This window comes from Streptomyces sp. GSL17-111 (assembly GCF_037911585.1).
GTDB lineage: Bacteria > Actinomycetota > Actinomycetes > Streptomycetales > Streptomycetaceae > Streptomyces.
Genome location: NZ_JBAJNS010000001.1, coordinates 1,115,001 through 1,141,344 on the forward strand (window position 1 = coordinate 1,115,001; position 26,344 = coordinate 1,141,344).

A 26,344-nucleotide genomic window follows, 5' to 3' on the forward strand; every position below is an offset into this window, starting at 1 on the left:
CCTTGCCCTTGTGGAGGTCGACGACGACGCCGTCCTCCGCGATGACGCAGCGCTCGTGCGGGACGCCCGTCTGGGCGCCCAGTTCGGCGTTGGCGCGTAGGTGCCGCCACTCCCCGTGGACCGGCATCAGGTTGCGCGGCTGGCAGATGTTGTAGAAGTACAGCAGCTCACCTGCCGAGGAATGGCCGGAGACGTGCACCTTGGCGTTGCCCTTGTGCACCACGTTGGCACCCCATCGGGTGAGCCCGTTGATCACGCGGTAGACGGCGTTCTCGTTCCCCGGGATGAGGGACGAGGCCAGGATGACGGTGTCGCCCTGCACGATGCGGATCTGGTGATCGCGATTGGCCATGCGGGACAGCGCGGCCATCGGCTCGCCCTGCGAGCCGGTGCAGACCAGGACGACCTCGCTCTCGGGCAGGTCGTCGAGGGTCTTGACGTCCACGACCAGCCCGGCCGGCACCTTCAGGTAGCCGAGTTCACGGGCGATGCCCATGTTGCGGACCATCGAACGGCCCACGAAGGCCACCCGACGGCCGTGCTCGTGTGCGGCGTCGAGGATCTGCTGGATGCGGTGCACGTGGCTGGCGAAGCTCGCCACGATGATGCGCCGTCTGGCCCGGCCGAAGACCTGGTGCAGCACCTGCGAGATGTCGCGCTCCGGCGGGACGAACCCCGGCACCTCCGCGTTCGTCGAGTCCGACAGCAGGAGGTCGATGCCCTCCTCCCCCAGCCGGGCGAAGGCGCGCAGGTCCGTGAGGCGGCCGTCCAGCGGGAGCTGGTCCATCTTGAAGTCGCCGGTGTGCACGGCCAGGCCGGCCGGCGTGCGGATGGCGACGGCCAGGGCGTCGGGGATCGAGTGGTTGACGGAGATGAACTCGCAGTCGAACGGGCCGATCCGCTCCCGTTCGCCTTCGCGCACCTCCAGGGTGTACGGGCGGATGCGGTGCTCCTGGAGCTTCGCCTCGATCAGGGCGAGGGTCAGCTTGGAGCCGATCAGCGGGATGTCGGGCTTCTCCCTGAGGAGGAAGGGCACGCCGCCGATGTGGTCCTCGTGGCCGTGGGTGAGGACGATCCCGTCGATGTCGTCGAGGCGGTTCCGGATGGAGCTGAAGTCCGGCAGGATCAGGTCGATACCCGGCTGCTCCTCCTCGGGGAACAGGACGCCGCAGTCGACGATCAGCAGACGGCCGCCGTACTCGAACACGGTCATGTTGCGGCCGATCTCGCCAAGGCCGCCGAGCGGGGTGACGCGCAGGCCGCCCTTCGGCAGCGGCGGCGGGGGGCCGAGCTCTGGATGTGGATGGCTCAAGAAAGTCTCCTCACCACACGCGCCACGCACCCGACGGGGCACGTGGCGCGCGCGTTGGTCGTGCGGTTCAGTTGTGTCGCTCTGTGCTGGTCAAGTAGGTGGTGTCTACAGCTGTACCCCGCCGGCGGCGAGATCGCGCCTGAGCTGCTCGACCTCTTCGTCCGTCAGCTCCACCAGCGGCAGGCGCAGCGGCCCGGCGGGGAGACCCTGGCGGGCGAGGGCGGCCTTGGTCGTGATGACGCCCTGGTTGCGGAACATGCCGGTGAAGACGGGCAGCAGCTTCTGGTGGATCTCGGTGGCCTTGGCGACGTCGCCACTGGTGTAGGCGTCGAGCATCGCGCGCAGCTCGGGCGAGACGACGTGCCCGACGACGGAGACGAAGCCGACCGCGCCGACGGACAGCAGCGGCAGGTTCAGCATGTCGTCGCCGGAGTACCAGGCCAGACCGGAGGCGGCGATGGCCCAGCTGGCGCGGCCCAGGTCTCCCTTGGCGTCCTTGTTGGCGACGATGCGCGGGTGCTCCGCCAGCCGGACGATCGTCTCGGTGTTGATCGGCACGCCCGAGCGGCCGGGGATGTCGTAGAGCATCACGGGGAGCCCGGTGGCGTCCGCGATGGCCGCGAAGTGACGGTACAGCCCCTCCTGCGGAGGCTTGCTGTAGTACGGCGTGACGGCCAGCAGCCCGTGGGCTCCGGCCTGCTCCGCGGCGCGGGCCAGTTCCAGGCTGTGGGCCGTGTTGTTCGTGCTGGCTCCGGCGACGACGTGGGCGCGGTCTCCGACGGCCTCCACGACCGCCCGCACGAGCTGGGCTTTCTCCGCATCGCTGGTCGTGGGCGACTCACCGGTGGTGCCGTTGACGACGATGCCGTCGTTACCGGCGTCCACGAGGTGGGCGGCCAGGCGCTGGGCGCCGTCCAGGTCGAGCGCGCCGTCCGCGGTGAACGGCGTGACCATGGCGGTGAGGACCCGCCCGAAGGGCGTCTGCGGTGTGGAGGTCGGAGCCATGGGGTCCACGCTACTCGCAGGTGCGGGTCCGATGCTCCCTCGGGGCGGGGACATGGGGAGCCCGGCACTGCCTGCTCGGGGGTTCAAGCAGTGCCGGGTCCGTGTTGCCAGCGTAGAGGACGCCTACGAAGTGCCGCAATTCGGACACAACGGGCCGTTAGGGTGCGACGCGGCCGTTGGCGTTGAAGGCCGCGTGCGTCAGCGGCATCAGACGCGCCCACTCGGCCTCCATCAGCTCGGCGACCATCTCGATCTCCCGCTGCGGGAACGAGGGCACTTTGGCCAGCTCGTGCTGGGTGCGCAGCCCGAGGAAGTGCATGAGCGAGCGGGCGTTGCAGGTGGCGTACATGGACGAGTACAGGCCGACCGGCAGCGTCGCCCGGGCGACCTCCCGCGCCACGCCGGAGGCCAGCATCTCCTGATAGGCCGCGTACGACCGTTCGTAGGCATCGCTCATCGTGCGCTCGACGATCTCCAGCTGCTCGGGCGTGCCCTGGACGAACTCGTACTTGCCCGGGCGGCCCCGCTGGACGAGCTTCCGCTCGGCGTCCGGAACGTAGAAGACCGGCTCCAGCTCCCGGTAACGCCCGCTCTCCTCGTTGTAGCTCCAGCCGACGCGGTGGCGGTGGAACTCCCGGAAGACGAAGAGGGGGGCGGTGACGAAGAACGTCATCGAGTTGTGCTCGAAGGGGCTGCCGTGGCGGTCCCGCATCAGGTAGTTGATCAGGCCCTTCGAGCGCTCCGGGTCCTTGTTGATCTCGTCCAGCGACTGCTCGCCGGCCGTGGAGACCCTGGCCGCCCACAGCACGTCGGTGTCGGCGGCGCTGTGCTTGACCAGCTCGACGGTCATGTCGCTGCGGAAGCGGGGTTTGTCGGTCACCAAGGGTCCTTCCGGGTACGTGGGCCAGGCGGCGCCCAGCCTACGGCCCGGGTCGGACGGTGTTTGCGGCGACCGGCCCCGGGCAAGCAACCTCAGACCGGGTCCGATCGTCCACATGTTTGAGGAAGTCACCCATAATCGGGCACCTGGGCGAGTCATTGGACGTTCAGCCCGTAGCAACCGATCACTTCCAGAAGGAGCGACCCACCATGTTCCGCCGCGGAGAGCCCGTGCCGTTCGCCTTCGTCTCCGAGGCCGACCGGTTCCGCTCCAACGTGACGCCGCCGCCCCGGGAGCGCGCGAGCGTGGGCGAGGTGATGGGCCGCGTCCTGCTGACGCTGGTGGCCGTCGGAGGGATCATAGGCTCGCTCCTCCTGGCCGCTCCCGCGCTGGACGTGCGGTTGGAGGAGCCTCGCGGGCAGCAGCAGGAGGCCACGGAGAACCGCTGAGCCGAACGCTGAGCGGCGGCGCCCCCTACGCCGGGCGCGCCGGGTCGTGCGCCCTGGGGTGACCGGTCGCACGCGTTCCGGATAATCTCACCCGTCACAGGACGGGCGCCCCGTCCTGTCGCACAGACCCGGATCGCGAGCGAGGACCCGTCGTGCCCCTGACCTTCCTGTCGGCCGACCATCAGCTGAGTGCTTCCGCGGAGATCTCCGAGGAGCCGCTTCCGTACGCCGACCGTGGGCGCTGGCGCCGCCCCTACCGGCCGGGGCCGTGGCGCGTGGGTGGAGCGGCCCTGCTGCTGCTCCTCGCCGCCTACCTGCTGATCTCCGCCCTCGTCATCACGCTCGCCGGGACACTCTCCGGCGCCGCCGCGTGCCTGGTCGGGGCGGCGCTCCTGCTGACCGTCGCGCTGCGGACGCTGCGCATCGGCATCTGGGTCAGCTCACACGGTCTGCGTCAGGTGACGCTGGTCCGCACCGTGACGCTCGCCTGGTCGCAGGTCGCGGCCGTCCGCACGGTGCAGCAGCCGGTGCGCTGGCTCGGGCTGCCGCGCACGGTGCAGGGGCAGACCCTCCTCGTCGAGCGGCGTTCCGGGGAGCCGCTGCGGGCGCTCGTCACCGACCGCAGCGCCGACTTCCTCAGCAAGCCCGAGGCGTTCGACCGGGCGGCGGACGTGCTGGAGGGCTGGGCGGCCGACCACCGCGGCGGTCAGGGCGCCTGAGGCTCCCCCGTGCCGCCCACGGCGGTGCCGCCCACGGCGGTGGACGACACGGAAGCGGACCGTTCGGCGCGGTGCAGGGCGATCGCGTGGCGCATGGCTTTGCGGGCCCGTGGCGTGTCCCGCGCGTCGTGGTAGGCGACGGCGAGCCGGAACCAGCTCCGCCAGTCCTCCGGCCGCGCCTCGGTCTCGGCCTGCCTGCGCGCGAAGGCCGCGTCCGCCGACGCCCGGTCGATGCGACCGCCGGGAGTGCGGGCGAGGTCGTCCTCCGGCAGGCCGCCCTCGGCCTCCAGCTGCCGCGCGAGCTGTCCGGCCAGGAGCGCGAAGCGCGTGTTGTGCCACAGGAACCAGGCACCGATGAGCGGCAGGACGAGCACGGCGGCGCCGAAGGCGACGGTGATCAGCGTGCCCTGCTGGATGAGCAGCACGCCCCGGCTGCCGACCAGCACGAAGTACACGACGAGCACAGCCGCCAGCACGAAGTACGTGATCTTGGCCCGCATGGGTGGGCCCTCCTAGTCGTCCAGGTCGAGGAAGTGCTCCAGGCCGAAGGTGAGACCGGGAGCGGTGGGCACGCGCCGGACGCCGAGCAGGACACCGGGCATGAACGAGGAGCGGTGCAGCGAGTCGTGGCGGATGGTGAGCATCTCGCCCTCTCCGCCGAGCAGGACCTCCTGGTGGGCGACGAGGCCACGCAGCCGGACGGCGTGCACGGGGACACCGTCGACGTCGGCACCGCGCGCGCCGTCCAGCGCCGTGCTGGTGGCGTCGGGCTGCGGCGGGCAGCCGGCCTCGCGCCGGGCCTCGGCGATGAGCTGCGCGGTGCGGACGGCCGTGCCGCTGGGCGCGTCGGCCTTGCCGGGGTGGTGCAGTTCGACGACCTCGACGGAGTCGAAGAAGCGCGCCGCCTGACGGGCGAAGCGCATGGTCAGCACGGCGCCGATGCCGAAGTTCGGGGCGATGAGGACGCCCGTGCCCGGTGCGTCGGCCAGCCAGCCCCGCAGGGTGTCCAGCCGCTCGTCGGTCCAGCCGGTGGTGCCCACAACCGCGTGGATGCCGTTCCGGACGCAGAACTCGACGTTCCCCATGACGGCGTCGGGGTGGGTGAGGTCGACGGCGACCTGCGCGCCGGCCCCGGTCAGCGTCTCCAGGGCCTCGTCGCGGTCGACGGCGGCGACCAGCTCCAGGTCCTCGGCGGCTTCGACGGCCTGGACGGCCTCGGCGCCCATCCGGCCCTTGGCGCCGATCACGGCCACGCGGAGCTTGCTCATGGTTCGGTGCTTCCTTCGTGTTCGAGACGGTACGGGCGACGGCGTCCGCAAAGATACGTCAGGCCACGGCGGTGTCGAGACGTGCGGTCTGCTTCTCGGTGAGCGGGCCGATGACGGCGAGGGACGGGCGGTGTCCGAGCACGTCGGCGGCGACGGCGCGGACGTCGTCGGGGGTGACGGCGGAGATACGGGCCAGCATGTCGTCGACGGACAGCTGCTCGCCCCAGCACAGCTCGCTCTTGCCCAGGCGGTGCATCAGGGCGCCGGTGTCCTCCAGACCGAGGACGGTGGAGCCGGCGAGCTGGCCGACGGCGCGCCGCAGCTCCTCCTCCGGCAGTCCGTTCTCCGCCACGTCGGCGAGTTCCTCCCGGCAGATCCGCAGGACGTCGTGGACCTGCCCCGGGCGGCAGCCGGCGTAGACGCCGAAGAGTCCGCAGTCGGCGTAGCCGGAGCTGTGGGAGTACACCGCGTAGGCGAGCCCGCGCTTCTCGCGGACCTCCTGGAAGAGGCGGCTGCTCATGCCGCCGCCCAGGGCCGCGTTGAGGACACCGAGCGCCCAGCGGCGTTCGTCCGTGCGGGCCACGCCGGGCATCCCGAGGACGAGGTGCGCCTGCTCGGTGCGGCGGCGGACGACGTCGAGCCGGCCCGCGGTCGTCACGCGGCGGGTGCCCGTCCGCGCGGGCAGCGGTGCGGCGTCGGCGCGGGTGAGCGCACCCGCCCGCTCGAACGCGTCATGGACCTGGCGGACCACCGCGTCGTGGTCCAGGTTCCCCGCGGCGGCCACGACGAGGCGGGTCGGGTCGTAGTGCCTGCGGTAGAAGCGGGCGACCTGGTCGCGGGTGAGCCCCTCGACCGTCTCCACGGTCCCAAGGACCGGGCGTCCGAGCGGGGTGTCGCCGAAGAGGGTCTGCGCGAACAGGTCGTGGACGCAGTCCCCCGGGTCGTCCTCGGTCATGGCGATCTCCTCGAGGATGACGCCGCGCTCGGCGTCCAGGTCCTCGGGGCGGATCAGGGATCCGGTGAGCATGTCGCAGACGACGTCGACGGCCAGCGGGAGGTCGTTGTCGAGCACCCGTGCGTAGTAGCAGGTGTACTCCTTGGCGGTGAAGGCGTTCATCTCACCGCCGACGGCGTCGAGCTCCGCGGAGATCTCCAGGGCGCTGCGCCGCTTCGTCCCCTTGAAGAGCAGGTGCTCCAGATAGTGCGTGGCGCCGTTCAGCGCGGGCGTCTCGTCCCGGGAGCCGACCCGCGCCCAGATGCCGAAGGTGGCCGAGCGGACGGTCGGCAGCGTCTCGGTGACGACGCGCAGGCCGCCGGGGAGCACGGTGCGCCGGACCGTACCGGCACCGTTCTCGCCGCTCAGGAGTGTCGTGGTACGGGCGACGGCCCGCCCCTCCACACGGGAGGGGCGGGCCGTCGCACGGTGCGTACGCGTCACTGGGCGTCCGCGGCGGCGTCGGCCTTCTCGCCGTCGTCACCCTTCGCGCCCTCCTCGTCCTCCAGGACGGGGATGAGGGAGAGCTTGCCGCGCTGGTCGATCTCGGCGATCTCGACCTGGACCTTCTGGCCCACGCCGAGGACGTCCTCGACGTTCTCCACGCGCTTGCCACCGGCGAGCTTGCGGATCTGCGAGATGTGCAGCAGACCGTCCTTGCCCGGGAGCAGCGAGACGAACGCGCCGAACGTCGTCGTCTTCACCACCGTGCCCAGGTAGCGCTCGCCGACCTCGGGCATCGTCGGGTTGGCGATGCCGTTGATCGTGGTGCGGGCGGCCTCGGCGGCCGGGCCGTCGGCGGCACCGATGTAGATGGTGCCGTCGTCCTCGATCGTGATGTCGGCGCCGGTGTCCTCCTGGATCTGGTTGATCATCTTGCCCTTCGGGCCGATGACCTCACCGATCTTGTCCACGGGGATCTTCACGGTGATGATCCGCGGGGCGTTGGGGGACATCTCGTCCGGCACGTCGATGGCCTCGCCCATGACGTCCAGGATGTGCAGGCGCGCGTCACGGGCCTGCTTCAGCGCGGCGGCCAGCACCGAGGCGGGGATGCCGTCGAGCTTGGTGTCGAGCTGGAGCGCGGTGACGAACTCCCGCGTGCCGGCGACCTTGAAGTCCATGTCGCCGAAGGCGTCCTCGGCACCGAGGATGTCGGTGAGGGTGACGTAGTGCGTCTCGCCCTCGATCTCCTGCGAGATCAGGCCCATGGCGATACCGGCGACGGGTGCCTTCAGCGGCACACCGGCGTTCAGCATCGACATGGTGGAGGCGCACACCGAGCCCATGGACGTCGAGCCGTTGGAGCTCAGCGCCTCGGAGACCTGGCGGATCGCGTAGGGGAACTCCTCGCGCGTCGGCAGCACCGGCACGAGCGCCCGCTCGGCGAGCGCGCCGTGGCCGATCTCACGGCGCTTGGGCGAGCCGACGCGGCCCGTCTCACCGGTGGAGTAGGGCGGGAAGTTGTAGTTGTGCATGTAGCGCTTGCGGGACACCGGCGAGAGGGTGTCCAGCTGCTGCTCCATGCGCAGCATGTTGAGCGTGGTGACGCCGAGGATCTGCGTCTCACCGCGCTCGAAGAGGGCCGAGCCGTGGACCCGCGGAATGGCCTCGACCTCGGCGGCCAGCGTGCGGATCTCGGTGACCCCGCGGCCGTCGATGCGCTTCTTCTCCTTGATGACGCGCTCGCGGACCAGCTCCTTGGTCAGGGACCGGTAGGCGGCGGAGATCTCCTTCTCCCGGCCCTCGAACTGCGGGAGCAGCTTCTCCGCGGCGACCGCCTTGACGCGGTCGAGCTCCGCCTCGCGCTCCTGCTTGCCGGCGATGGTCAGGGCCCGGGCCAGCTCGTCGCGGACGGCGGCGTTCAGGGCGTCCAGGACGTCGTCCTGGAAGTCCAGGAAGACCGGGAACTCGCCGGTGGGCTTGGCGGCCTTGTCGGCGAGGTCCGACTGGGCCTTGCAGAGGGTCTTGATGAAGGGCTTCGCGGCGTCCAGACCGGCGGCGACGACCTCCTCGGTCGGCGCGCTGGCGCCACCGCGCACGAGCTCGATCGTCTTCTCGGTGGCCTCGGCCTCGACCATCATGATCGCGACGTCACCGTCGGGCAGGACCCGGCCGGCCACGACCATGTCGAAGACGGCGTCCTCCAGCTCGGTGTGCGTCGGGAACGCGACCCACTGGCCCTTGATGAGGGCGACGCGGGTGGCACCGATCGGGCCGGAGAACGGCAGGCCGGCCAGCTGCGTGGAGCAGGAGGCGGCGTTGATGGCGACCACGTCGTAGAGGTGGTCGGGGTTGAGGGCCATGATCGTCTCGACGATCTGGATCTCGTTGCGCAGGCCCTTCTTGAACGACGGCCGCAGCGGGCGGTCGATCAGGCGGCAGGTGAGGATGGCGTCCTCCGAGGGACGGCCCTCCCGCCGGAAGAAGGAACCGGGGATCTTGCCCGCGGCGTACATGCGCTCCTCGACGTCCACCGTCAGGGGGAAGAAGTCGAGCTGCTCCTTCGGGTGCTTCCCCGCGGTGGTGGCCGACAGCACCATGGTGTCGTCGTCCAGGTAGGCCACGGCGGAACCGGCGGCCTGGCGGGCGAGGCGGCCCGTCTCGAAGCGGATGGTGCGGGTGCCGAAGGCGCCGTTGTCGATGACGGCCTCGGCGTAGTGGGTCTCGTTCTCCACCAGGAATGTCTCCTCGTACGTTCGTCCACCACGCGTGTCGCGGCGGACTGCGGCAGGTGGAGCGCTCCCTGTGCGGGCCGGTCTTCGATCGAAGCTCCCGGACGGTCTGCGTCCGTCGTCCGGGGGCCACTACCGAGGACCGGCGTCGTGCGGGTGCGCCCCGCCTCATGCTGTTGTGTCGTTCCCTGGGGACAGCCTACAAAGATCGGCCGCCGCGCGGGGTACGACGAAGGGAGCGGCCCCCGGTCAGGGAACCGCTCCCTCCCTCATGCGATCAGCGCGCGCCGCCCGCCGCGCCACGGCGGATACCGAGGCGGTCGACCAGGGCACGGAAACGCTGGATGTCCTTCTTGGCCAGGTACTGCAGCAGCCGACGGCGCTGGCCGACCAGGAGGAGCAGACCACGACGCGAGTGGTGGTCGTGCTTGTGGGTCTTCAGGTGCTCGGTGAGGTCCTTGATGCGCTGCGTGAGCAGGGCCACCTGGACCTCGGGGGAGCCGGTGTCGCCCTCCTTGGTGGCGTACTCGGACATGATCTGCTTCTTCGTCGCGGCGTCGAGAGAGGACACACGCACTCCTTGTGATGTCATCCTGCGGGTGCAGGGCCGCCGAGTGCCCCTGGTCCACTGCACAGGGGAGCTTCCGGAACTCGGGAGGCTTCGTGGGGCGCGCCGGGCGCTTTCCCCGGACCCGTGATCCGGAAGGCAGCGCACACAAACGGCCGCCCGTAGCTTACACCCTCCGTGACGTCGGCCCGTCCGGGGTCAGCTCGTCATGGAGCGGGCGGCGTCGTAGACGTCCAGCACGGCGAGGCTGAGCGGGGTGAGGGAGAGCAGGACGAGGGCGTCGAAGAGGTCGAGGGACCTGCCCCAGAAGGGTGTGAGCCCCGTCCTCGGCACGACGAGCCCGATCCCCGTCACGAGCGCCGCCCCGGCCGCGAGCGCGGCCGCGAGCCACAGCGTACGCACACCGCCCCCGTCCTGGGCGAGCGGCGAGTTCAGCGCGAGCGCGATGACCAGCAGCGCGACGGCGACGAGCCCGGCCGTCAGAGCGCAGACGATCTGCGACGTGTAGCGGAACAGGCGGGCGCGGAGCAACAACGCCACACCGGAGGCCAGCGCGAGGACCTGGGCCCAGACGTCGTCCGAGAATCCGAGGGTCGTCGCGGCCCCGGCGACGACGAGGGCGCAGCCTCCGACGAGCCCGAGCAGCATCTCGTGGCCTCGACGCACCTGCCCGGCGATGCGCTGCGGGTCGACCGGCCCGGGGTCGGCGGGGGCGAACGGGTCCTCCCCCGTCACCGCCGTGGCCTCCTGGCTGGGACGCGGCGGGGCGTACCCGATGGGCAGCCGTGCGAAGCGGGCCGACAGCCCGGGGAGGAAGGCCATGATTCCGATGGCGAAGGGAGCGGAGACGGCGGCCCCCCTCAGGGCGTCCGCATCGAGCAGGATCATGCCGAACACGGCGAGCGTACCGACCGCTCCGGCGAAGGCGGTGGCGACGAAGGGGGCGTCGCCCCCCGGCATCACGGCGATCAGCAGGGTCGACGCGAGGAGTACGGCCACGCAGCCGAGCAGGAACTGCAGTCGGCCGATGCCGTGCCCCTCCATCAGCGGCAGCACACCGGAGCCGGCGACCATGGCGTGCGGCAAGGCGGCAAGCCCCAGGGCCCGACCGGCGGCCCGGTCGTCGTACACCCGGGCCCGGACAGCCGCCAGCGCCAGCAGCAGCACGGCCGTGACGGCAGCGATGACACCGGCCGGGCCGTGCATGTCGTGCCCCACCGGGTCCGAGAACCAGACGATGCCCGCCATCAGCGTCAGCAGGACGACGCCGCCGACGAGCCCGGCCAGGCGCATGAGCCGGTCGTTCCACAGCGTGCGGTCACGGCTGACGGCCGAGGCGACGGCGTCGGACACGTCGTCGAAGACGGCCGGCGGCAGCGACTCCGCGAACGGACGCAGGCTCAGCACCTCACCGTCGAGCACCCGTTGGGCGAGCAACGAGCGGGAGCCGTCCAACACGGCCCCGTCCCGGCGGACCAGGTTGTACCCCACCGGAGCACCCGGGGTCGGCGTCTGCGCGCTCAGCCTCAGGATCTCGGGGTAGAGGTCGGCTACCGCCAGGTCCTCGGGGAGTGCTACGTCGATGCGGCTGTCGGGGCCGACGATCGTCACCCGGCAGAACCCCGTCGCGGAGGCGGTCGGCGCAGGGGCCGACGCGCTCGCTGACGTACTCATCCATCGGCCCCCTCGTCACAGTTGCGCACGCGGCGTGCGACACCCTATCCGGACTCCTCGGGCAGCCCGGCGAGTAGGATCGCTCAGCGCGGAGGGAGACCGCTGCCACGGGGGCGACGGGCCACAGACCAGCCTCCGTTCGTATGAGGGACTGATGCGTTCGTGAGCCAGATCGTCGTCAAGCGCCCCCCACGGGCGCTGCCGCCCGAAGTGCCTGGCGACGACCTGCGGCTCGAACCTCCGCCGGAGCTGCCGCGAGGGCCTCAGGAGGGCGTCCTCATGCAGGTGGTGCCCATGCTCGGCATGGGCGGCTCGGTGGTCTTCTTCTTCATGTCACCGATGCCCTTCATGCGGATCATGGGCGCGGTGATGGCGGTATCGACGGTCGCTATGGTCGTGTTCACCATCATCCGCTTCCGCCGGGGCACACAGGGGCAGATGGCGCAGCTTCGCCGTGACTACCTCAAGTACCTGGCCCAGACGAGGCGCACGGTCCGGCGGAACGCCGCCCGGCAACGCGACGCCCAGTTCTACCTGCATCCGGCGCCCGAGCAGTTGTGGGCGCTCGTCGCAGAGGGCAGCCGGTTGTGGGAACGGCGGGCCGGGGACGCGGACTTCGGGCAGGTCCGTGTCGGGCTCGGGGCGCAGCAACTCGCTTCCCAGCTCGTCGCCCCCGAGACGGCGCCGGTCGACGAACTGGAGCCGTTGACGGCCGGCGCGATGCAACGGTTCATCGCCACGCACAGCACCGTCGACGGCCTGCCGATGGCGGTCTCCCTGCGCGCCTTCTACCACCTGACCGTCTCCGGCCACGCGGACTCCGTGCACGGCTCCGTACGGGCGCTCGTCGCCCAGATGACCGCCCTGCACTCGCCGGACGATCTGCTGGTCGCGGTCGCGGCCGGTGGTCCTGACGCCGCCGAGCGGTGGGAGTGGTCCAAGTGGCTTCCGCACCTCCAGCTTCCGGGTTCGATCGACGGAGCCGGCACGCGTCGCATGATCAGCGAGGACCTGATCGAGCTGGAGGAGATGCTCCGCCCGCGGCTGGAGAACCGGACACGGTTCCACCCTCAAGGCCAGCCCACGCTGGACCAACCGCACGTCGTCCTCGTGCTGGACGGCTCGACGGTGCCGCCCACCTCGGTATTCGCGTCCCCCGAAGGTCTTCAGGGGGTGACGGTCGTCGAGGTGGTGGCGGGTGAGCTGAGAGAGCCGCGCGGGGGGTTGTCCGTCGTCGTGCGCCCGTCGGAGCTGCGTATGGAGTCAGCGAACGGCTTCGTCTACGAGGGCGAGCCCGACACCCTGGCGGCGGAGGCAGCCGAGGCCCTCGCCCGCCAACTCGCCCCGCTGTCGGCGTCGTCGGGTGGTGAGGACGAGGAGCCGCTGCTGGCGAACCTCGAGTTCACCGAGCTGCTCGCGCTCGGCGACGCCGCGTCGGTCGACGTCTCGCGCACCTGGCGGCCACGCGCACAGGGGGACCGGCTCCGTGTGCCGATCGGCGTCGGCGAGGACGGCCAGCCCGTCATGCTCGACATCAAGGAGGCGGCTCAGGACGGCATGGGCCCGCACGGCCTGTGCGTAGGCGCGACCGGCTCGGGCAAGTCGGAGCTGCTGCGGACGCTCGTACTGGGGCTCGCGGTCACCCACTCCTCGGAGACGCTGAACTTCGTCCTCGCGGACTTCAAGGGCGGCGCGACGTTCGCCGGCATGTCGAACATGCCGCACGTCGCCGCTGTGATCACCAACCTCGCCGACGACCTCACACTGGTCGACCGGATGGGTGACTCGATCCGCGGGGAACTCAACCGCCGCCAGGAGATGCTGCGCGACGCCGGCAACTACGCCAACATCCACGACTACGAGAAGGCCCGAGCGGCCGGCGCCCCACTGAACCCGATCGCCTCGCTGGTCATCGTCATCGACGAGTTCAGTGAACTCCTCACCGCAAAACCCGACTTCATCGACATGTTCATTCAGATCGGCCGCATCGGCCGCTCGCTGGGCGTGCACCTGCTGCTGGCCTCGCAGCGACTGGAGGAGGGGCGCCTGCGCGGTCTGGAGACGTACCTGTCGTACCGCATCGGTCTGCGCACGTTCTCGGCCGCCGAGTCCCGCACCGCGATCGGTGTACCCGACGCCTACCACCTCCCGTCCGTCCCCGGCTCCGGCTACCTGAAGTTCGGCACGGACGAGATGACGCGGTTCAAGGCGGCCTACGTATCCGGGGTCTACCGGGCGAACGGTTCACGCCCGGTGGACCCCGGCAGGGGGCCGGCCGTCGATCGTCGGCCGGCCCTGTTCACCGCCGCGCCGGTGCCCGTCCGGTACGCGGCTCCGGATCCTCAGGCCCAGCCGTCCGAGACCGTGACACGGACGGAGGACGACGCACTGGCCGACACGGTGCTCGACGTCATCGTCCGGCGCCTCGACGGCCAGGGACCGTCGGCCCACCAGGTGTGGCTGCCGCCGCTGGACAAGGCCTCCCCGCTCGACGAGCTGCTCCCGGACCTGACCACGGTGGAGGGGCGCGGGCTCACCGTCCCCGACCACCCGCGGCCCGGAGGACTCGTCGTCCCGCTCGGGCTCGTCGACAAGCCCTTCGAGCAACGCCGCGAAGTGCTCTACGGCGACTTCTCCGGCGCGGCGGGCAACATGCTCATCATCGGCGGCCCGCAGTCGGGCAAGTCGACGCTGCTGCGCACGATCGTCTCCTCGTTCGCCCTGACCCACACCCCGAGCGAAGTGCAGTTCTACGGCCTGGACTTCGGTGGTGGCGGGATGTCGGCGGTGTCGGACCTCCCGCACGTCGGGGGCGTCGCCTCGCGACTGGACCCGGAGCGCGTCCGGCGGACGGTCTCCGAGGTGGCCGGCATCCTCGCCCGCCGTGAGGAGTACTTCCGGGCGCATTCCGTCGACTCCGTCGGCACCTACCGGCGCCGTCGGGCCCGAGGGGAGATCACCGGCCAGCCCTTCGGCGACGTGTTCCTGGTGATCGACGGCTGGGCGAGCTTCAAGCAGGAGTACGACCTGCTGACCGAAGTCGTGACGGACATCGCCGGACGGGGTCTGGGCTACGGCATCCACGTCATCGCCACGTCATCGCGCAGCATGGAGATGCGACCGGCGCTGAAGGACCAGCTCATGAACCGGCTGGAGCTGCGCCTGGGCGACACGATGGACTCGGAGTTCGACCGCAAGGTCGCGGCCAACGTACCCGCCGGCGTCCCCGGGCGCGGTCAGACCCCGCAGAGGCTGCACTTCATGGCGGCGATGCCGCGCATCGACGGCAGCAACGACGCCGAGACCCTCTCCGAGGGCAGCGAGGACCTGGTCGCCCGGGTGCGGGACGCCTGGCCGGGCGACGCCGCACCCGCCGTGCGGCTGCTGCCCCGGGAGATCCCCGCCCAGCAGCTTCCCAAGGGAAACGAGCACCCGGAGCGCGGCATCGCGTTCGCCCTCGACGAGACCAACCTCGAACCGGTGTACGTCGACTTCGAGACCGACCCGTTCTTCCTCATCTTCGGGGAGAGCGAATCCGGCAAGACGGCGCTCGTCCGGCTGCTGGCGAAGCAGATCACCGAGCGGTACACCCCCGACGAGGCGAGGATCGTCGTCGCCGACTACCGGCGCGGACTGCTGAGCAGCATCCCCGACTCCCACCTCATCGTGTACGCGGCCATGTCCAACGGTCTGGAGACGCACGTGGCCGCGCTGCGGGACCTGATGGAGAAGCGCACCCCACCGGACGACGTCACGCCCCAGCAGTTGCGGGACCGGAGCTGGTGGTCGGGGCCGCGCATCTTCATCATCGTCGACGACTGGGAACTGGTGGCCAACTCCACCGGCAACCCGTTCGCCGCGCTCACCGAGCACCTGCCGTTCGCCCGGGACATCGGCGTCCGGTTCATCATCGCCCGCAACGCGTCCGGCGCGTCCCGGTCCTTCTACGAGGCGTTCATGCAGCGCGTCAAGGAACTCGGTGCCCAGGGCGTCGTCCTGTCGGGAGACCCGATGGAGGGCGACATCCTCGGCAACGTCCGCGCCCGGCCCATGCCGCCCGGACGCGGTGTCTTCGCCTCCCGCAAACGCGGTGCGCCTCTCGTCCAGGTCGGCTGGCTGCCGAACAACCAGACCTGACGACTGCGTGTCCCTCATCCTCGGTCAGGGCAGACCAGAAGCAGAGTGAGGACTGCGCCGGGGCCCCTCGGGCGTGCTGCACACAGGGTCAACCGCACCACAGGCACGTCGACACCAACAGCACCTGCCGCCTGACGGACACCCTGCGCCATCACGTCCCACCCCAACGTGACGCGCGCTCAGCTTGCGGCGACAAGGGAGGGCAGCGGCACACGGTCCGGCGCCGACCGGGTAGACGTGAAGGGGCGGACCTTGAGAGGTCCGCCCCTTCACGTGCGTACGCACGCTGACTCAGAAGTCGAATTGCATGGAAGCCTTCTTGTCAGTCCCCTGGTAGCCGGCCGTCGAGTTGTCGAGCGCGGTGGCGATGGCGTCGAGCGTTTCCTTAAGACCCTGGACTTCCTGATCCCAGCCACGCTGCTTGGCGTGGAACGCCTCTTTGGCCTCACCGTCCCAGCCGGCGACGACCTTCGCCACCCGACCCTGGAGAGTTGTGAGCTGGGTGCCGATCTCGCCCGCGGCCTTCCGGATGTCGCTGGCGGCCGCAGTGACCGTCCCATACGTGACCTCGATGGTCATGATTCCCCCTCTTCGTTACTTGACGGTCGGCGAAGCGTCGATGAAGTCGCTGATCGGGCTCTGCCCCTGGATCTTCTTGAAGTTCTCCATCTGCTCCAGCTCGTTCGCGGTGAAGCCGTCCTTGCTCATCTGGAGGGCCTCCTCCATGAAGCGGAGCTTGTCGTACAGCTTGCGCGCGTACTCGTTCGCCTGACGCTGGAGATGGTTGTAGGCCCCGGCGGCCGACCCCTTCCACCCCGTCTCGATGGTGTCCACCGCAGCGTTCAGCGCGGAGATCCGGCCCTGCAGGGTGCCCTGCATCTCCTCGACGTCCTTGATAAGCCCGGCGAGGTCTCCGTCCTCTGACCTGAAACCGGTGCCCGGGCTACTTCCCTCGGCCATATGCTCCTCCTCCAGAGCGCGTGATTGCATAAGCGTTCGTTCGAAACGACAGACGCCAACGGCCTACCTGCGACGCAGCACCAGGAACCCGATCGCTCCCGCTGCGACCAGGACTACCGCCACCCCCGAGCCGATCAGCAATCCGGTTGGCGGACCGTCATCGCCTTCATCGGCGACCTTCACCCGGTCGGATGCCGACTCGTCGCCGTCCGACGACCCACCCTCCGGCTGCGCCGAGGGTGACGGGGACTCTTCTTGCTTGAGCAGCGGGTGCTGGTCGGGATCCCCCGGGTCACCCTCCCCGTCAAGAAGAACCTTTCGAGGCCGGACGGTCCCGTACCCCAGCCTCGTGGTGTAGTCGCTCCCGTCGATAGCTTTGCTGGCAGTCTGCATCATCACTCGAAGCACCTGATTGGCCGTCCAGTCCGGGTGCTCCGCCCAGATGAGCGCGGCAGAAGCAGAGGCGATGGCTGAGGCGTTACTGGTTCCACTCGTGGTGCAACGGCGGGAGAAACTGTTGTCGCACCATCCAGGAAAATCGGACCCCGGCGCTGTCAGGTCGACATTCCCGCCGTGGGAATACTCCGCTACCTTGTTCTTTTCCGTGACAGCGCCGACGCCGACAACTTCAGGGAACCCGGCCGGATACTCCGAGTAATCTTTGCCGCTGTTGCCAGTGCTGGCGAAAATCAGCTTACCCTTGCCGACTGCGAATTCGATGGCTGCCTCTAGCTCTTCTGTGCCGACCGACCCAAGAGACATGTTAATAATCTGAGCCTCGCTGTCAGCAGCTACTCGTACTGCATTCTCAAGGGACTGATCCTCAGCATCCACAAAACCATCGTCCTCAGCCAAAGTCACCCTGAGCGGCAAAATCTTCGCTTTCGGCGCTAGTCCCTTTATACCGCCCCCCGCTCCTGTCCCGGCGATCAATTCAGCCATGCCCGTTCCGTGGCCTGCGTAGTCATCCGTGGCTGATCCTGGTCGATCGGTCAAGTCTTCGCCCGGTAGTAGGCGACCCGCAAGAGTCTTACTCGATGCGCTTACGCCCGTGTCGATCACAGCGACCGTAATGCCCTCGCCTTTACTAACTTCCCACATAGCTTCAGCTTGCATCGGTTCGAGGTACCACTGGCGATCGCTTAGGTCTTGGGCTTGCGCCGCGGGCGCTAGCCCAATTATCGCCCCAGTGAGCGCTGCACAAATGGTGACATGGGAAACTTTTCGCAAGATCCTTACTGACAACATGATCTTTTCACGGTCCTCTTCGTCACCACGGCTTCTGGCTGACTCATTTGGTCACTCAACCACTGGCGGCACGATGTCCCGCCTGTATTTCCATGTCTTCTCGTCCTCGGCCAGATATTCTGGCCGAGAATTTACTCTTCTCTCTTCATGAGATTCCGCCCGCACGGTGCCCCGTGGATTAACGAGTCCCATACCGCCAGGCGTGAAGAATCCGCCACTTTGCATTCGGCTTGCAGGCACCGGGCGCGAGGCGCCCTCCACGCTTCGATGCCCATTGGCACGGCGGTGGTCCGGCCCGACTGAGCCCGTGTTTCCGTGCGGCCCAGCGGCCCCGGAATGGCCCACCATGGGCGTACGGCTCGACGTGCCAGTTTCGGCCCCGATCACTCTTCCTTGTGGAATGGGTGGGGAGCCTGCAACGCCGGGCCGGTAGGGCATACCACCGAATACCGCGTCCGGGCGACCGGGTCTGGCAGGGAATGCGCTGTGCGGTGCTCGTCCCACGGGTGTGGGATTGCTCGCAGCGGGCCCGGGAAGGCGTCCTCCAACAGGCGGCGTGCCGCTTGTTCGGGCATCGGGTTGCCGCCAGCTGTTGGTCTGGTGCGGGGCGATCGCTTGCTTCTGTGGGCTTCCCCCGTAGGGACCACGCCCAGTCCGCTGTTGCGGAGTGGGGGAGGTTCCAGCGGTCGGTGGCACCAGGGCATAGCCGTTCGGCACGGATGGGGAGCTACTCGTCGTCAGCCCGGGACGCAACGACGTGCGCTCCACCGGATTCGTCTGATGACTGCTTGCGGTGTTGATTTCCATGCCAACGGGCTGCGTGGAGTAGGAGATGTTGGCTAGCTCTGGATCATTGGCGGCGATGGCCGCACCGTTGGCTCCCCATCTCTCTGAGCCTGTCGGATGGTCCGGACCGGGCGGGCTTCCGGCTTCCGGAGCCCTGTCACCGTCGGGAATCGGCACGCCGACGTTTGGGGGTGGGGCGAAGGTGGGCTCTTCCTGGGCGGCCATGGTGTCGCGGGACACCGTGTAGAAGGAGCTGAGCCGGTTCATCTGGGTGATGGCTTCCTGGCGGTTCTTCTCCCTCGGGTCCTCCGCCGCGTTGGCCTTGTCGATGTCCATAGGCAGATATGGGCCCTGCTCGCGCGGGGGCATACCGCTCTTGACCGACGCCAGCCCGATGGACGCCGCGCGCATCTGCACACCTGCCTGGCCGGTGTACGTGGCCAGCTTGAGGGTGTTCTTGCCCAGGTTGTCCGCCCAGGTGCGGAACGCCTCCCCCGACTCACCCTCCCAGTCGACGTTGGCCGCGTACTTCTTGATGTCCTCGCCGACACCCTCGATCGCGTCCGACGCGTTGGCCAGGGCGTCCGCAGCAGCCTCCAGATCACTGGGCTTCGCACTCTCGATCATGTCGAGCATGGTGTTCAGCTGGTAGCCCTCAAAGTCCGTCTGCCCGAGTGCAGCGTTGACCCCCGCCCACGTGAAGGCGGTGCGCTGCCGCCTGTTCGTATCGGTCAGGGACACCTGCAGATTTGCCTGCGTCTCGTCGAACGAGAGCTTTTCGTCACTCATCGTTTGCTGCCCTCACTGCTTACAGGCCCTGGTTTACGTCGGAGGCGGGCTTGTCGCCGCCGTCCTTGACGGTCTGGCCCTCCTCGTGTCGCAGCTTCGTGCGATCGTGGATCTCCCAGAACCGGCGCTTCAGGTCCTCTTCCAGGTTGTCGAACCCGATGTCGGCGCCGAGTACGGCGATACCCATCGCGTCGATCTGGTCGGTGAACGTCTGTGACAACGACGTCAGATGCTCGTGGATGCGCTCGTACTGGAAGGACAGGTCCTCGGCCTCGCTGAAGCCCGTGCCGTAGGACGCCTTGGGCACCACGGCGTTGGTGCTGATGCTGGTCTTGGACGCAGCGGACTTCTCGAGGTTCTCGATGATGCCGTCAACGCGCTTCTTGAAGTCCTTCAATGACTCCGCAGCACGTCTGAAGTCGCTCGGAGTCCCCCCGCCGCCCTGATGGGCGTCAACCATGGCAAGCCCCCCTGGCCAACCCCGTTCACGTGTAGTGGTCACTCTATCTCGATGCGCAGTCGGTTCCAACTGCAAGGTCGAGCGTCGAAAATCATAGTGCGAGCCCTTAGTTGACGCCTCAAAGAGCCTTGTCACAAGTGCAACATCAGCTGACTCAAGTGACGTTGGCCGGATCTGCACCTCGTGAGCGGGTCATCCTCCGGGCTGGTGCCTTCGGCGGTCGCGGAGGACCACCGACGTGCCGGTGACGACGCTGACGAGGACGGCCGCGGTCAGGAACACGTAGGTGCCCAGACGCTCGTTGCGTTCCGCGTAGGACTCACCGAGGTGGAGCGGTGCCGCCTGCGGTGCGGGGGCGGGCTGGACGCCATCGCGGGCCACGGGCTTCTCGATCGGCCGGTCGGCCTGGCTGACGGCGCGGACCGGATCGATGACGCCCCAGCCCACGTGGTGGTCGGCACCGCTGACCGCCCGCTCGGCGGTCTGCTGAATCTGTGCCACGACCTCGTGGGGCTCCCAATCAGGGTGCTCGGCCAGGAGGAGGGCGGCGACACCGGCGACGAACGGGGCGGCGAAGCTCGTCCCGTTGTCGGCACAGTGTCCGCCCCCGGGAACAGTGGAGACGATGTCGACGCCCGGCGCGGCCACACCGACGAACTCGCCGCGCTGGGAGAAGCGGGCACGCTCGTTGTTCCGGTCGGAGGCTGCGACGGCGAGTACGCCGGGCAGCGAGGCGGGGAAGGTGTTCTTGAGCTTGCCGTCCGACCCGTCGTTGCCGGCGGAGGCCACGACGACGATGCCGGCCGCCAGCGCCTCGTCGACGGCTGCCTTGAGCGGGTGATCGTCAGGCAGTGGCTTGACGGTGTCCTGGGAGATGTTGATGACGTCGGCCTTCTCCCGGATCGCGTGGCGGATGCCCTGGGCGAGGGTCTCGGTGTTACCGGCCCCCTCCGCGTCGTTCTGGCGGATCGGGATGATGGTGGCTTCGGGAGCGATGCCGACGAACCCGGTGTCCTCAGCAGGACGTGCGGCGATGATGCCGGCGACCTTGGTGCCGTGACCGACGAGATCGGCGGTCGGGCCCTGGGGGGCGCCTTCACGCTGCTTGTCCTCGGGGATGAGGTCGGCCCCGGCGGTGACGTCGACGGCGTCGGTGAGCTGGGGGTGCTTGGCGTCGACACCGGTGTCGATGACGGCGACGCGTACGCCCTCGCCTCGGGTTCGGTCCCACAGTTCGTCCAGCAGGACGCGCTGGAGGTACCAGGGTCGGCCCGTGAAGCTCTTGGCGGGGTACGTGCACGTGCCACCTGCCGCGAGGTCGGTGCGGGCGTCGGGGTCGCTTGCCTGTGCGGGCGGGACCAGCAGCGTGCCGAAGGTGAGGGCGAGGACGGCGAGGAGGGGCACGGGGCGCTTCATCATGCTCCCTGCGGCTGCCGGGCGCTGGTGGTGTCGAGCCGGGGGCCCTTGGGCAGGAACTCGGACCAGTGGGCGGGCACCGGGACCGGGTCGACGTCCTGATAGCCGAGTCGGAGCTGGGCCTGGTTGACGTCGTTGCCCGCGTTCTGTGCGTCGCCGTCCTCGGTGGTCCCGGTCTCCTGCGCGCTGCTGTCGGCGTTCGACTGCACGGCGTAGCGCAGGCCGGTGTCGGTGACGAGGAACGTTCCGCCGGTAGTGGTGTCGGTGCCCTGGAACTGGCGGTACAGCAGGCCGGAGCCGGGCGTGACGTAGGCGCTGGTGGCGCCGTCGGTGATGGGGACGGGGTAGGCGTCGCCGGCCCAGGTGGACAAGGTGACGGAGCCGTCGTCGTCAACGTCGCGTAGGACGCTGCACACCGTGTCGCGGGACGCGGAGTTGACGTGGTCGGGTTCCAGCTCGGGCCAGTCGTGCTCGACGGTGGGGCCTTCGGAGGCCGGGGCCGCGGTGAACGACTGGGCCGCGACCTCCATGGCCCGGCTCTTCTGACCCAGTTCGAGGGAGCCCGGGTGGTCGAGGAGAAGTCGAGCGCTGAAGTCGCTGATCGGGACCACCTTGCCGCGAAGGACGACGTAGTGCTGCGGCCCGGAGCCGGTGGGAGCGATGAGCACCATGCCGACCCGGTTGGCGGAGTCGTCCAGCTCCTCCATGCCCGCCGCGGTGCCGAGCCCGTCGGGGAGATCCGGGAAGACGACCGGGCTGCCCTCCCGAAAGGTGGTGAGCCAGGCGTCGCTGACCTGTTGCGGGCGACGCCCCTCCCCGACGAGCGAGCGCAGGAGCAGTTCGCTGTTCTCCGTACCGATCTCGTACTTGGTGCCCCGGGCGTCGACGAGGAAGCGCTTCCCCTCGTCGCTCTGCACGTACATCACGTCGTCGCCGGAGAGCCGGTGCCTGCCCTCGACGGCTTCCGCGTCCCGGTCGGCCAGCAGGAAGGTCGCGCTCTGGACCGACTGGTCGGCCGCACCCGGTTGTTCACACACGGCCCAGCGCTTGGCGGTGCCCGCCTCACCGGGTGCGGGCAGTCGGTCGGGAGCGTAGGGGATGCCCACCGTGGGCCCCATCGGGACGTCGCCACTGTCCAGGACGGCCTCGTCGACCTCGACGATCTCGGCCCCTTCGCCGTCGAGCAGGAGCTTGGCCGACGCGAAGTTGAGGACGGGGTGCAGCTGCGGCTCCCCGTCCGTCTCCAGGACGACGTACCTGGTGGTGGACTTGCTGGCGACGATGACGTTCTTCCCGGGCTCGTCCCAGCCGCTCGGAACCTTGGGCTTGAACATGCCCCAGGCACCGAAGCCCGCCATGATGACGGCTCCCACGACGAGGCCGGGCAGGAAGGCGCGCAGAGGTCGAGGTGCTCCCTCTTCGGTACCGGTGGGCGAAGGTTGCAGGAAGGACGCGACAGTCCGCTTCTTCGCAAAGGTGTAGGCGTTGAGTTCGTCGCGCCTGGATGCCATGTCCGTTCGCCCCTCCTCGCTGACCGGTTCCCCTGCGATCAGCGGTCACAGACTACGACCTCGGCGGCGTGGTCGACGCGCTCGGGTTCTACCATGTCCGCGGACCGGCTGCGGTGGTCGCTCGGGTAAGGTGAGCCCCGGTCAGCTGCGTCCGCTGTGCGGCCGAATACAGACACAAGGGGGCGTAGGGGAATGGGGCGGACCGCCACCCGGGCCCGAACGACCGACGGCAGCGGTCCGGGGGACTCGCACAGCTCCCCGTCGCGAGAGCCGGAGGCTCGGCGACGCCAACAGGCCCTCGTGCGGCCGGTCAGAGAGTCGACTCCTGGTCGTTTCGGTCCTGTTCACCTGTACCAGGTGGTCCTCGTCCAGGTCTGCGTGTGCCTCGTCCTCACGGCCTGGGTGGTCGACGACGTCCTCCTCGTCGTGTGTGCGGCGACCGGGTGTGTGCTCCTCGTCATGTCGGCGCGATGGAGGCGGCGTTCCCTGCCGGAACGGCTGGCGGCCACTGTGGGGTTCCGCCGACGTACCAGGACCGCTGCCTCGGTGTCGGCCCGTCAGGTCCCGCCGGGACTGGCGCCGGTGGTCGAGTGCGCGCCGGGCGTGCACACCCGTACGTTCACACACCGCGACGGGCGGTCCATCGGCATCGTCGCGGACGCGACCTTCACGACGGCGTTGGTCCGTGTGGAGCAGCGGCCGAGGGCACTGAGCGGCTCGCGTGCCGGACCCTCCCTGTCGCTCGGCCTGTTGACGGACGCCCTGGAGGTGGACGGTGTCCGGCTGGAGTCCGTCCAGGTGGTGCAGCACACGCAGCCGGCGCCCGCCCCGTCGCTGCCGCCCCGCTCGGTGGCCGCGTCGAGTTACGGCCCCCTGCGGGCGGCTGCGGGGGCTCCGGCGGTGCGCTTGACCTGGGTGGCGCTCAAGCTGGACCCCGAATCGTGCGCGGAGGCCGTGGAGGCACGCGGCGGCGGGGCCGAGGGCGCGCAGCGGGCGGTGGTGCGGACGGCGGACCATCTGGCCAGCAGGCTGGTCGGAGCGGGGTTCCGTGCGACGGTGCTGTCGGAGGATGAGGTGGTGACTGCGCTGGCCACGTCGGTGGGCGCGGATCCGACCGTGGCCGCGCAGGCCGGAGGTCCGGGCCCCGCCTCCGGTCGCCGCACGGCCGAGTCGGTGCGCCACTGGCGGTGCGACGACCGGTGGCACACGGTCTACGGGGTCGGTGACTGGCCCGGGATGGGCACCGGTGGTCTTCCGCTGGTGGACGTGGCCGGGCTCCTGTCAGCGGTGCCGGCGTCGGCGAGCACGTTGAGCATCACGCTGGCGTCGTCCGCGCGGGAGTCGGTGGCGGTCACGGGCCACGTGAGAATCACCGGGAGCAGCCCGGAGGAGCTTGCGTCGCGGTGCCGGGAGCTTGAGGACACGGCGCGGCGGGCACGTGTCGGCCTGGTCCGGCTGGATCATCAGCAGACGCCCGGTGTCCTGGCGTCGATTCCTCTCGGAGGACTGCCATGACGTTGCGTGCGCGAGGTCCACGGATGGCGCGGCACGTCGTGTCGGCCGAGCAGCTCGACGCCTTGGCGCTGCCGGTCGGGGACGACGGGGTGGTCGCCGGGGTGGATGCGCGGGGCGCGGCGGCGGTCATCGGGTTCCACCACCCCCGGCCGTTCGACGTGCTGTTGATCGGGGGGCTGTGGACGGCGCAGGTCCTCGCGCTGCGGCTCGCGGCGACGGGGGCGCGGATCGCGGTGGAGACGGGGCGGCCCCAGGTGTGGACGGCGCTGCTGCACGCCGTCGGGGGCGAGGGCGGGGCGCGGGGAGCCATGTCCGTGCACCAGGTGGGGCGGGTTCCGGCGCTCGGCGCGAGGGTGAGCGGCCCGGTCGTCGTCGTACGGGACTGCGGCATGAAGCCGCCGCGCGGGCGTGTGACCTCCGCGCCGTGGCAGTCGGTCCTCACGCTGCTTCCGTACCTGAGTCCGGCCGCGCCCCGGTTGTTGCGCGGCGCCGCGCTGACGGGTGTTCAGCGGGTGTCACCGCAGGAGGCACGGCGGTTGAGTGCGGTGTTGGCCCTGTCCGAGCCCGAGGTCCAGGCGCTGCCGTCCTTGGGAGACGGCGTCACGCTGTGGTGCGCACCGAAAGACCGTCAGTTCGCGAAGATCGAGCCGACGGACGCCGAGACGGGTCTGCTCGGCGTGGCACGGCGTCTGGACTGAGCCGGGCGACGCGCGGTCGCCCGTTCCTCGCCGTCCGGCCGGTCAGTGCTTGAGGTCGAACTCGCCGTCGCGGGCGCCGAGTACGAAGGCCTTCCACTCGGCGGCCGTGTACCGCAGGACGGTGTCGGGGTCCTTGGAGTTCCGCATCGCCACGCCGCCGCCCGGGAGGTAGGCGATCTCGACCCGCTCGTCGGCGGGGCTGTCGGGGGCGCTGAGCCACTCGACACCCGAGATGTCCATGGCGTACAGCTCGTCCTTCTCCTGCTCGGTCGCCATCTGCGGAGTGTCCCTTCTGCGCTCGGTCATCGCCTCGGCCCACGCCCACGGGCGGGTGCCGCCCGGCCACTCTACGGGGACGGGCGGGGCCGCGCAGCGTGATGACCGGGTCACTCGGTGGGAGTTGCCTGTTTCTGGAAGTCCTCCAGCGGCACCAGCAGGGAGTCCGGGGGCATGGTGATGTCGGTGGGCTCGCCGAAGGCGTCGAAGGTGGTCGTGCTCGTGCGCCCGCCACGGTCGGAGACGAGTTGGAGGATGTAGGGCGGGCCGGAGGCGGACACCTGGTAGACGTCCGAGCCTCCCGCACCCTCGACCGTGACGGCCTTCGTGGGCCGGCCGTCGACCTCGGTGTCCTTGTCCGGGGTGAGCCGTCCCGACGGGTCGATGCTGAACATGGCGGTGCACTGCTGGCCGGTGTCGGTGTAGACGAACTTGTCGGCCAGGGCCTCGGGGACGTCGAGTTGCTGGCCGGACTGGCCGAGGGACGCCGCGAGCAGACCGGAGCTGAGGTAGTTGACGCCGTCCTTGCAGTACATCTCGCCCGAGTAGGTACCGGACGCGACGGTGCGCAGGCCCTTGTCCGGGTCCCAGGTCGTCTCCTGGTCCCCCTCGGCGAAGGCGGTGGTGGTGCCGGAGGAGTGGAACGTCGTCGTCCGCATCGCCTCGTTGACCTTCTCGATCAGGGCCTGGGACGCCGGGTCGCCGCCGGTGGGGCCGGCGTCCTCGGGTTTCCGGTCCTCCGAACCCCCGCACGCGGTGAGGGCGGCGAGCAGAGCTGCGGTCAGGGCGAGCGAGGTGCGGGCTCGGCGAAGGGCGACGGTCACGGTGCGGCACTCCCGGGGTCGGCTGAGACGTGGGCCGCGCCTGCGGCCCACGTCCTCATATACCGGACCCAACGCGTGGGACGACCGCGGGGTCACGAGGCAGCCCGGCCTGCCGCACAGCGGTGCGCGGCGTTTAGGCTGGGGAGGCGTGCGGCTCGCGGGCCGGAGGGAGCCTCGCGA

23 protein-coding genes (1 of these 23 running past the window's edge) are annotated in these 26,344 nt (G+C 69.8%); 5 read left to right on the top strand and 18 right to left on the bottom strand.

Annotated features, from left to right (window positions below; translation table 11 throughout):
- The 3 genes from V6D49_RS04620 to thyX all read right to left on the bottom strand — a co-directional run.
- Positions 1-1,312, bottom strand: partial view of a ribonuclease J gene (locus tag V6D49_RS04620; protein ID WP_340557353.1) — the 5' portion only. It extends 374 nt beyond the left edge of the window; 1,312 of the gene's 1,686 nt are visible here — the first part of the coding sequence; its start codon is at positions 1,310-1,312; its stop codon lies beyond the left edge, outside the window.
- 105 nt (positions 1,313-1,417) lie between these two features.
- On the bottom strand, positions 1,418-2,317 hold the full coding sequence (gene dapA / locus V6D49_RS04625) for a 4-hydroxy-tetrahydrodipicolinate synthase (protein ID WP_340557354.1): 900 nt from the start codon (positions 2,315-2,317) through the stop codon (positions 1,418-1,420).
- 157 nt (positions 2,318-2,474) lie between these two features.
- Positions 2,475-3,167, bottom strand: a complete 693-nt coding sequence (thyX, locus tag V6D49_RS04630; RefSeq protein ID WP_340563679.1) for an FAD-dependent thymidylate synthase — start codon at positions 3,165-3,167, stop codon at positions 2,475-2,477.
- 239 nt (positions 3,168-3,406) lie between these two features.
- Here thyX and V6D49_RS04635 point away from each other — a divergent pair, with 239 nt between their 5' ends.
- Both V6D49_RS04635 and V6D49_RS04640 read left to right on the top strand, forming a co-directional pair.
- Complete coding sequence (locus V6D49_RS04635) at positions 3,407-3,646, top strand: hypothetical protein (protein WP_340557355.1); 240 nt, start codon at positions 3,407-3,409, stop codon at positions 3,644-3,646.
- A 152-nt stretch (positions 3,647-3,798) separates the two neighbouring features.
- Positions 3,799-4,365 (top strand): hypothetical protein, encoded by a 567-nt coding sequence (locus tag V6D49_RS04640; protein ID WP_340557357.1) that lies wholly within the window; start codon positions 3,799-3,801, stop codon positions 4,363-4,365.
- On the opposite strand, the gene V6D49_RS04645 is transcribed toward V6D49_RS04640, so the two are convergent.
- The 6 genes from V6D49_RS04645 to eccD all read right to left on the bottom strand — a co-directional run bounded on the left by V6D49_RS04645 (position 4,353) and on the right by eccD (position 11,544).
- Positions 4,353-4,865, bottom strand: coding sequence for a hypothetical protein (locus V6D49_RS04645; protein ID WP_340557359.1), 513 nt, complete (start codon positions 4,863-4,865; stop codon positions 4,353-4,355). The genes V6D49_RS04640 and V6D49_RS04645 overlap by 13 nt on opposite strands.
- Positions 4,866-4,877: 12 nt before the next feature.
- Positions 4,878-5,633 (bottom strand): 4-hydroxy-tetrahydrodipicolinate reductase, encoded by a 756-nt coding sequence (gene dapB / locus V6D49_RS04650; protein WP_340557361.1) that lies wholly within the window; start codon positions 5,631-5,633, stop codon positions 4,878-4,880.
- A gap of 58 nt (positions 5,634-5,691) precedes the next feature.
- Positions 5,692-7,071 (bottom strand): M16 family metallopeptidase, encoded by a 1,380-nt coding sequence (locus tag V6D49_RS04655; protein ID WP_340557362.1) that lies wholly within the window; start codon positions 7,069-7,071, stop codon positions 5,692-5,694.
- Positions 7,068-9,305 (bottom strand): polyribonucleotide nucleotidyltransferase, encoded by a 2,238-nt coding sequence (locus tag V6D49_RS04660; RefSeq protein WP_340557363.1) that lies wholly within the window; start codon positions 9,303-9,305, stop codon positions 7,068-7,070. Before V6D49_RS04660 ends, V6D49_RS04655 begins: the two co-directional genes overlap by 4 nt.
- A 274-nt stretch (positions 9,306-9,579) precedes the next feature.
- Positions 9,580-9,873 (bottom strand): 30S ribosomal protein S15, encoded by a 294-nt coding sequence (gene rpsO, locus V6D49_RS04665; RefSeq protein ID WP_318153930.1) that lies wholly within the window; start codon positions 9,871-9,873, stop codon positions 9,580-9,582.
- Positions 9,874-10,068: 195 nt separating this feature from the next.
- Positions 10,069-11,544 (bottom strand): type VII secretion integral membrane protein EccD, encoded by a 1,476-nt coding sequence (eccD, locus tag V6D49_RS04670; RefSeq protein WP_340557365.1) that lies wholly within the window; start codon positions 11,542-11,544, stop codon positions 10,069-10,071.
- Between the two features lie 162 nt (positions 11,545-11,706).
- On the opposite strand from eccD, the gene eccCa reads away from it, so the two are divergent.
- A complete protein-coding gene (gene eccCa, locus V6D49_RS04675) occupies positions 11,707-15,681 on the top strand; it encodes a type VII secretion protein EccCa (protein WP_340557367.1) in 3,975 nt (1,324 codons plus the stop codon).
- Between the two features lie 291 nt (positions 15,682-15,972).
- Here eccCa and V6D49_RS04680 read toward each other — a convergent pair whose 3' ends face one another.
- The 7 genes from V6D49_RS04680 to eccB form a co-directional block, all read right to left on the bottom strand.
- Positions 15,973-16,260, bottom strand: coding sequence for a WXG100 family type VII secretion target (locus V6D49_RS04680; protein ID WP_340557369.1), 288 nt, complete (start codon positions 16,258-16,260; stop codon positions 15,973-15,975).
- Between the two features lie 15 nt (positions 16,261-16,275).
- Complete coding sequence (locus V6D49_RS04685) at positions 16,276-16,641, bottom strand: WXG100 family type VII secretion target (RefSeq protein WP_191212069.1); 366 nt, start codon at positions 16,639-16,641, stop codon at positions 16,276-16,278.
- A 63-nt stretch (positions 16,642-16,704) separates the two neighbouring features.
- Positions 16,705-17,889 (bottom strand): S8 family serine peptidase, encoded by a 1,185-nt coding sequence (locus V6D49_RS04690; RefSeq protein ID WP_340557371.1) that lies wholly within the window; start codon positions 17,887-17,889, stop codon positions 16,705-16,707.
- Positions 17,890-17,940: 51 nt separating this feature from the next.
- Positions 17,941-19,464, bottom strand: a complete 1,524-nt coding sequence (locus tag V6D49_RS04695) for a hypothetical protein (protein ID WP_340557372.1) — start codon at positions 19,462-19,464, stop codon at positions 17,941-17,943.
- Positions 19,465-19,483: 19 nt separating this feature from the next.
- The gene (locus tag V6D49_RS04700) at positions 19,484-19,861 is read right to left on the bottom strand and encodes a hypothetical protein (RefSeq protein WP_340557374.1); all 378 of its coding nucleotides are present in this window, start codon (positions 19,859-19,861) and stop codon (positions 19,484-19,486) included.
- 255 nt (positions 19,862-20,116) lie between these two features.
- Positions 20,117-21,343, bottom strand: coding sequence for a type VII secretion-associated serine protease mycosin (gene mycP / locus V6D49_RS04705; RefSeq protein ID WP_340557375.1), 1,227 nt, complete (start codon positions 21,341-21,343; stop codon positions 20,117-20,119).
- Positions 21,340-22,851, bottom strand: a complete 1,512-nt coding sequence (gene eccB / locus V6D49_RS04710; RefSeq protein WP_340557376.1) for a type VII secretion protein EccB — start codon at positions 22,849-22,851, stop codon at positions 21,340-21,342. The genes mycP and eccB overlap by 4 nt, the downstream gene beginning before the upstream one ends.
- 357 nt (positions 22,852-23,208) lie before the next feature.
- On the opposite strand from eccB, the gene eccE reads away from it, so the two are divergent.
- Together eccE and V6D49_RS04720 are read left to right on the top strand one after the other, a co-directional pair.
- Positions 23,209-24,366 (top strand): type VII secretion protein EccE, encoded by a 1,158-nt coding sequence (eccE, locus tag V6D49_RS04715; RefSeq protein ID WP_340557377.1) that lies wholly within the window; start codon positions 23,209-23,211, stop codon positions 24,364-24,366.
- Positions 24,363-25,064, top strand: a complete 702-nt coding sequence (locus V6D49_RS04720) for a hypothetical protein (RefSeq protein WP_340557378.1) — start codon at positions 24,363-24,365, stop codon at positions 25,062-25,064. The genes eccE and V6D49_RS04720 overlap by 4 nt, the downstream gene beginning before the upstream one ends.
- Before the next feature lie 42 nt (positions 25,065-25,106).
- Here the strand turns inward: V6D49_RS04720 and V6D49_RS04725 are convergent, their stop codons facing one another.
- Positions 25,107-25,340: a DUF397 domain-containing protein gene (locus V6D49_RS04725; protein WP_191212074.1), complete on the bottom strand. Its 234-nt coding sequence runs from the start codon at positions 25,338-25,340 to the stop codon at positions 25,107-25,109.
- 110 nt (positions 25,341-25,450) lie between these two features.
- Positions 25,451-26,164, bottom strand: coding sequence for a hypothetical protein (locus V6D49_RS04730; RefSeq protein ID WP_340557380.1), 714 nt, complete (start codon positions 26,162-26,164; stop codon positions 25,451-25,453).
- Positions 26,165-26,344: the final 180 nt, after the last annotated feature.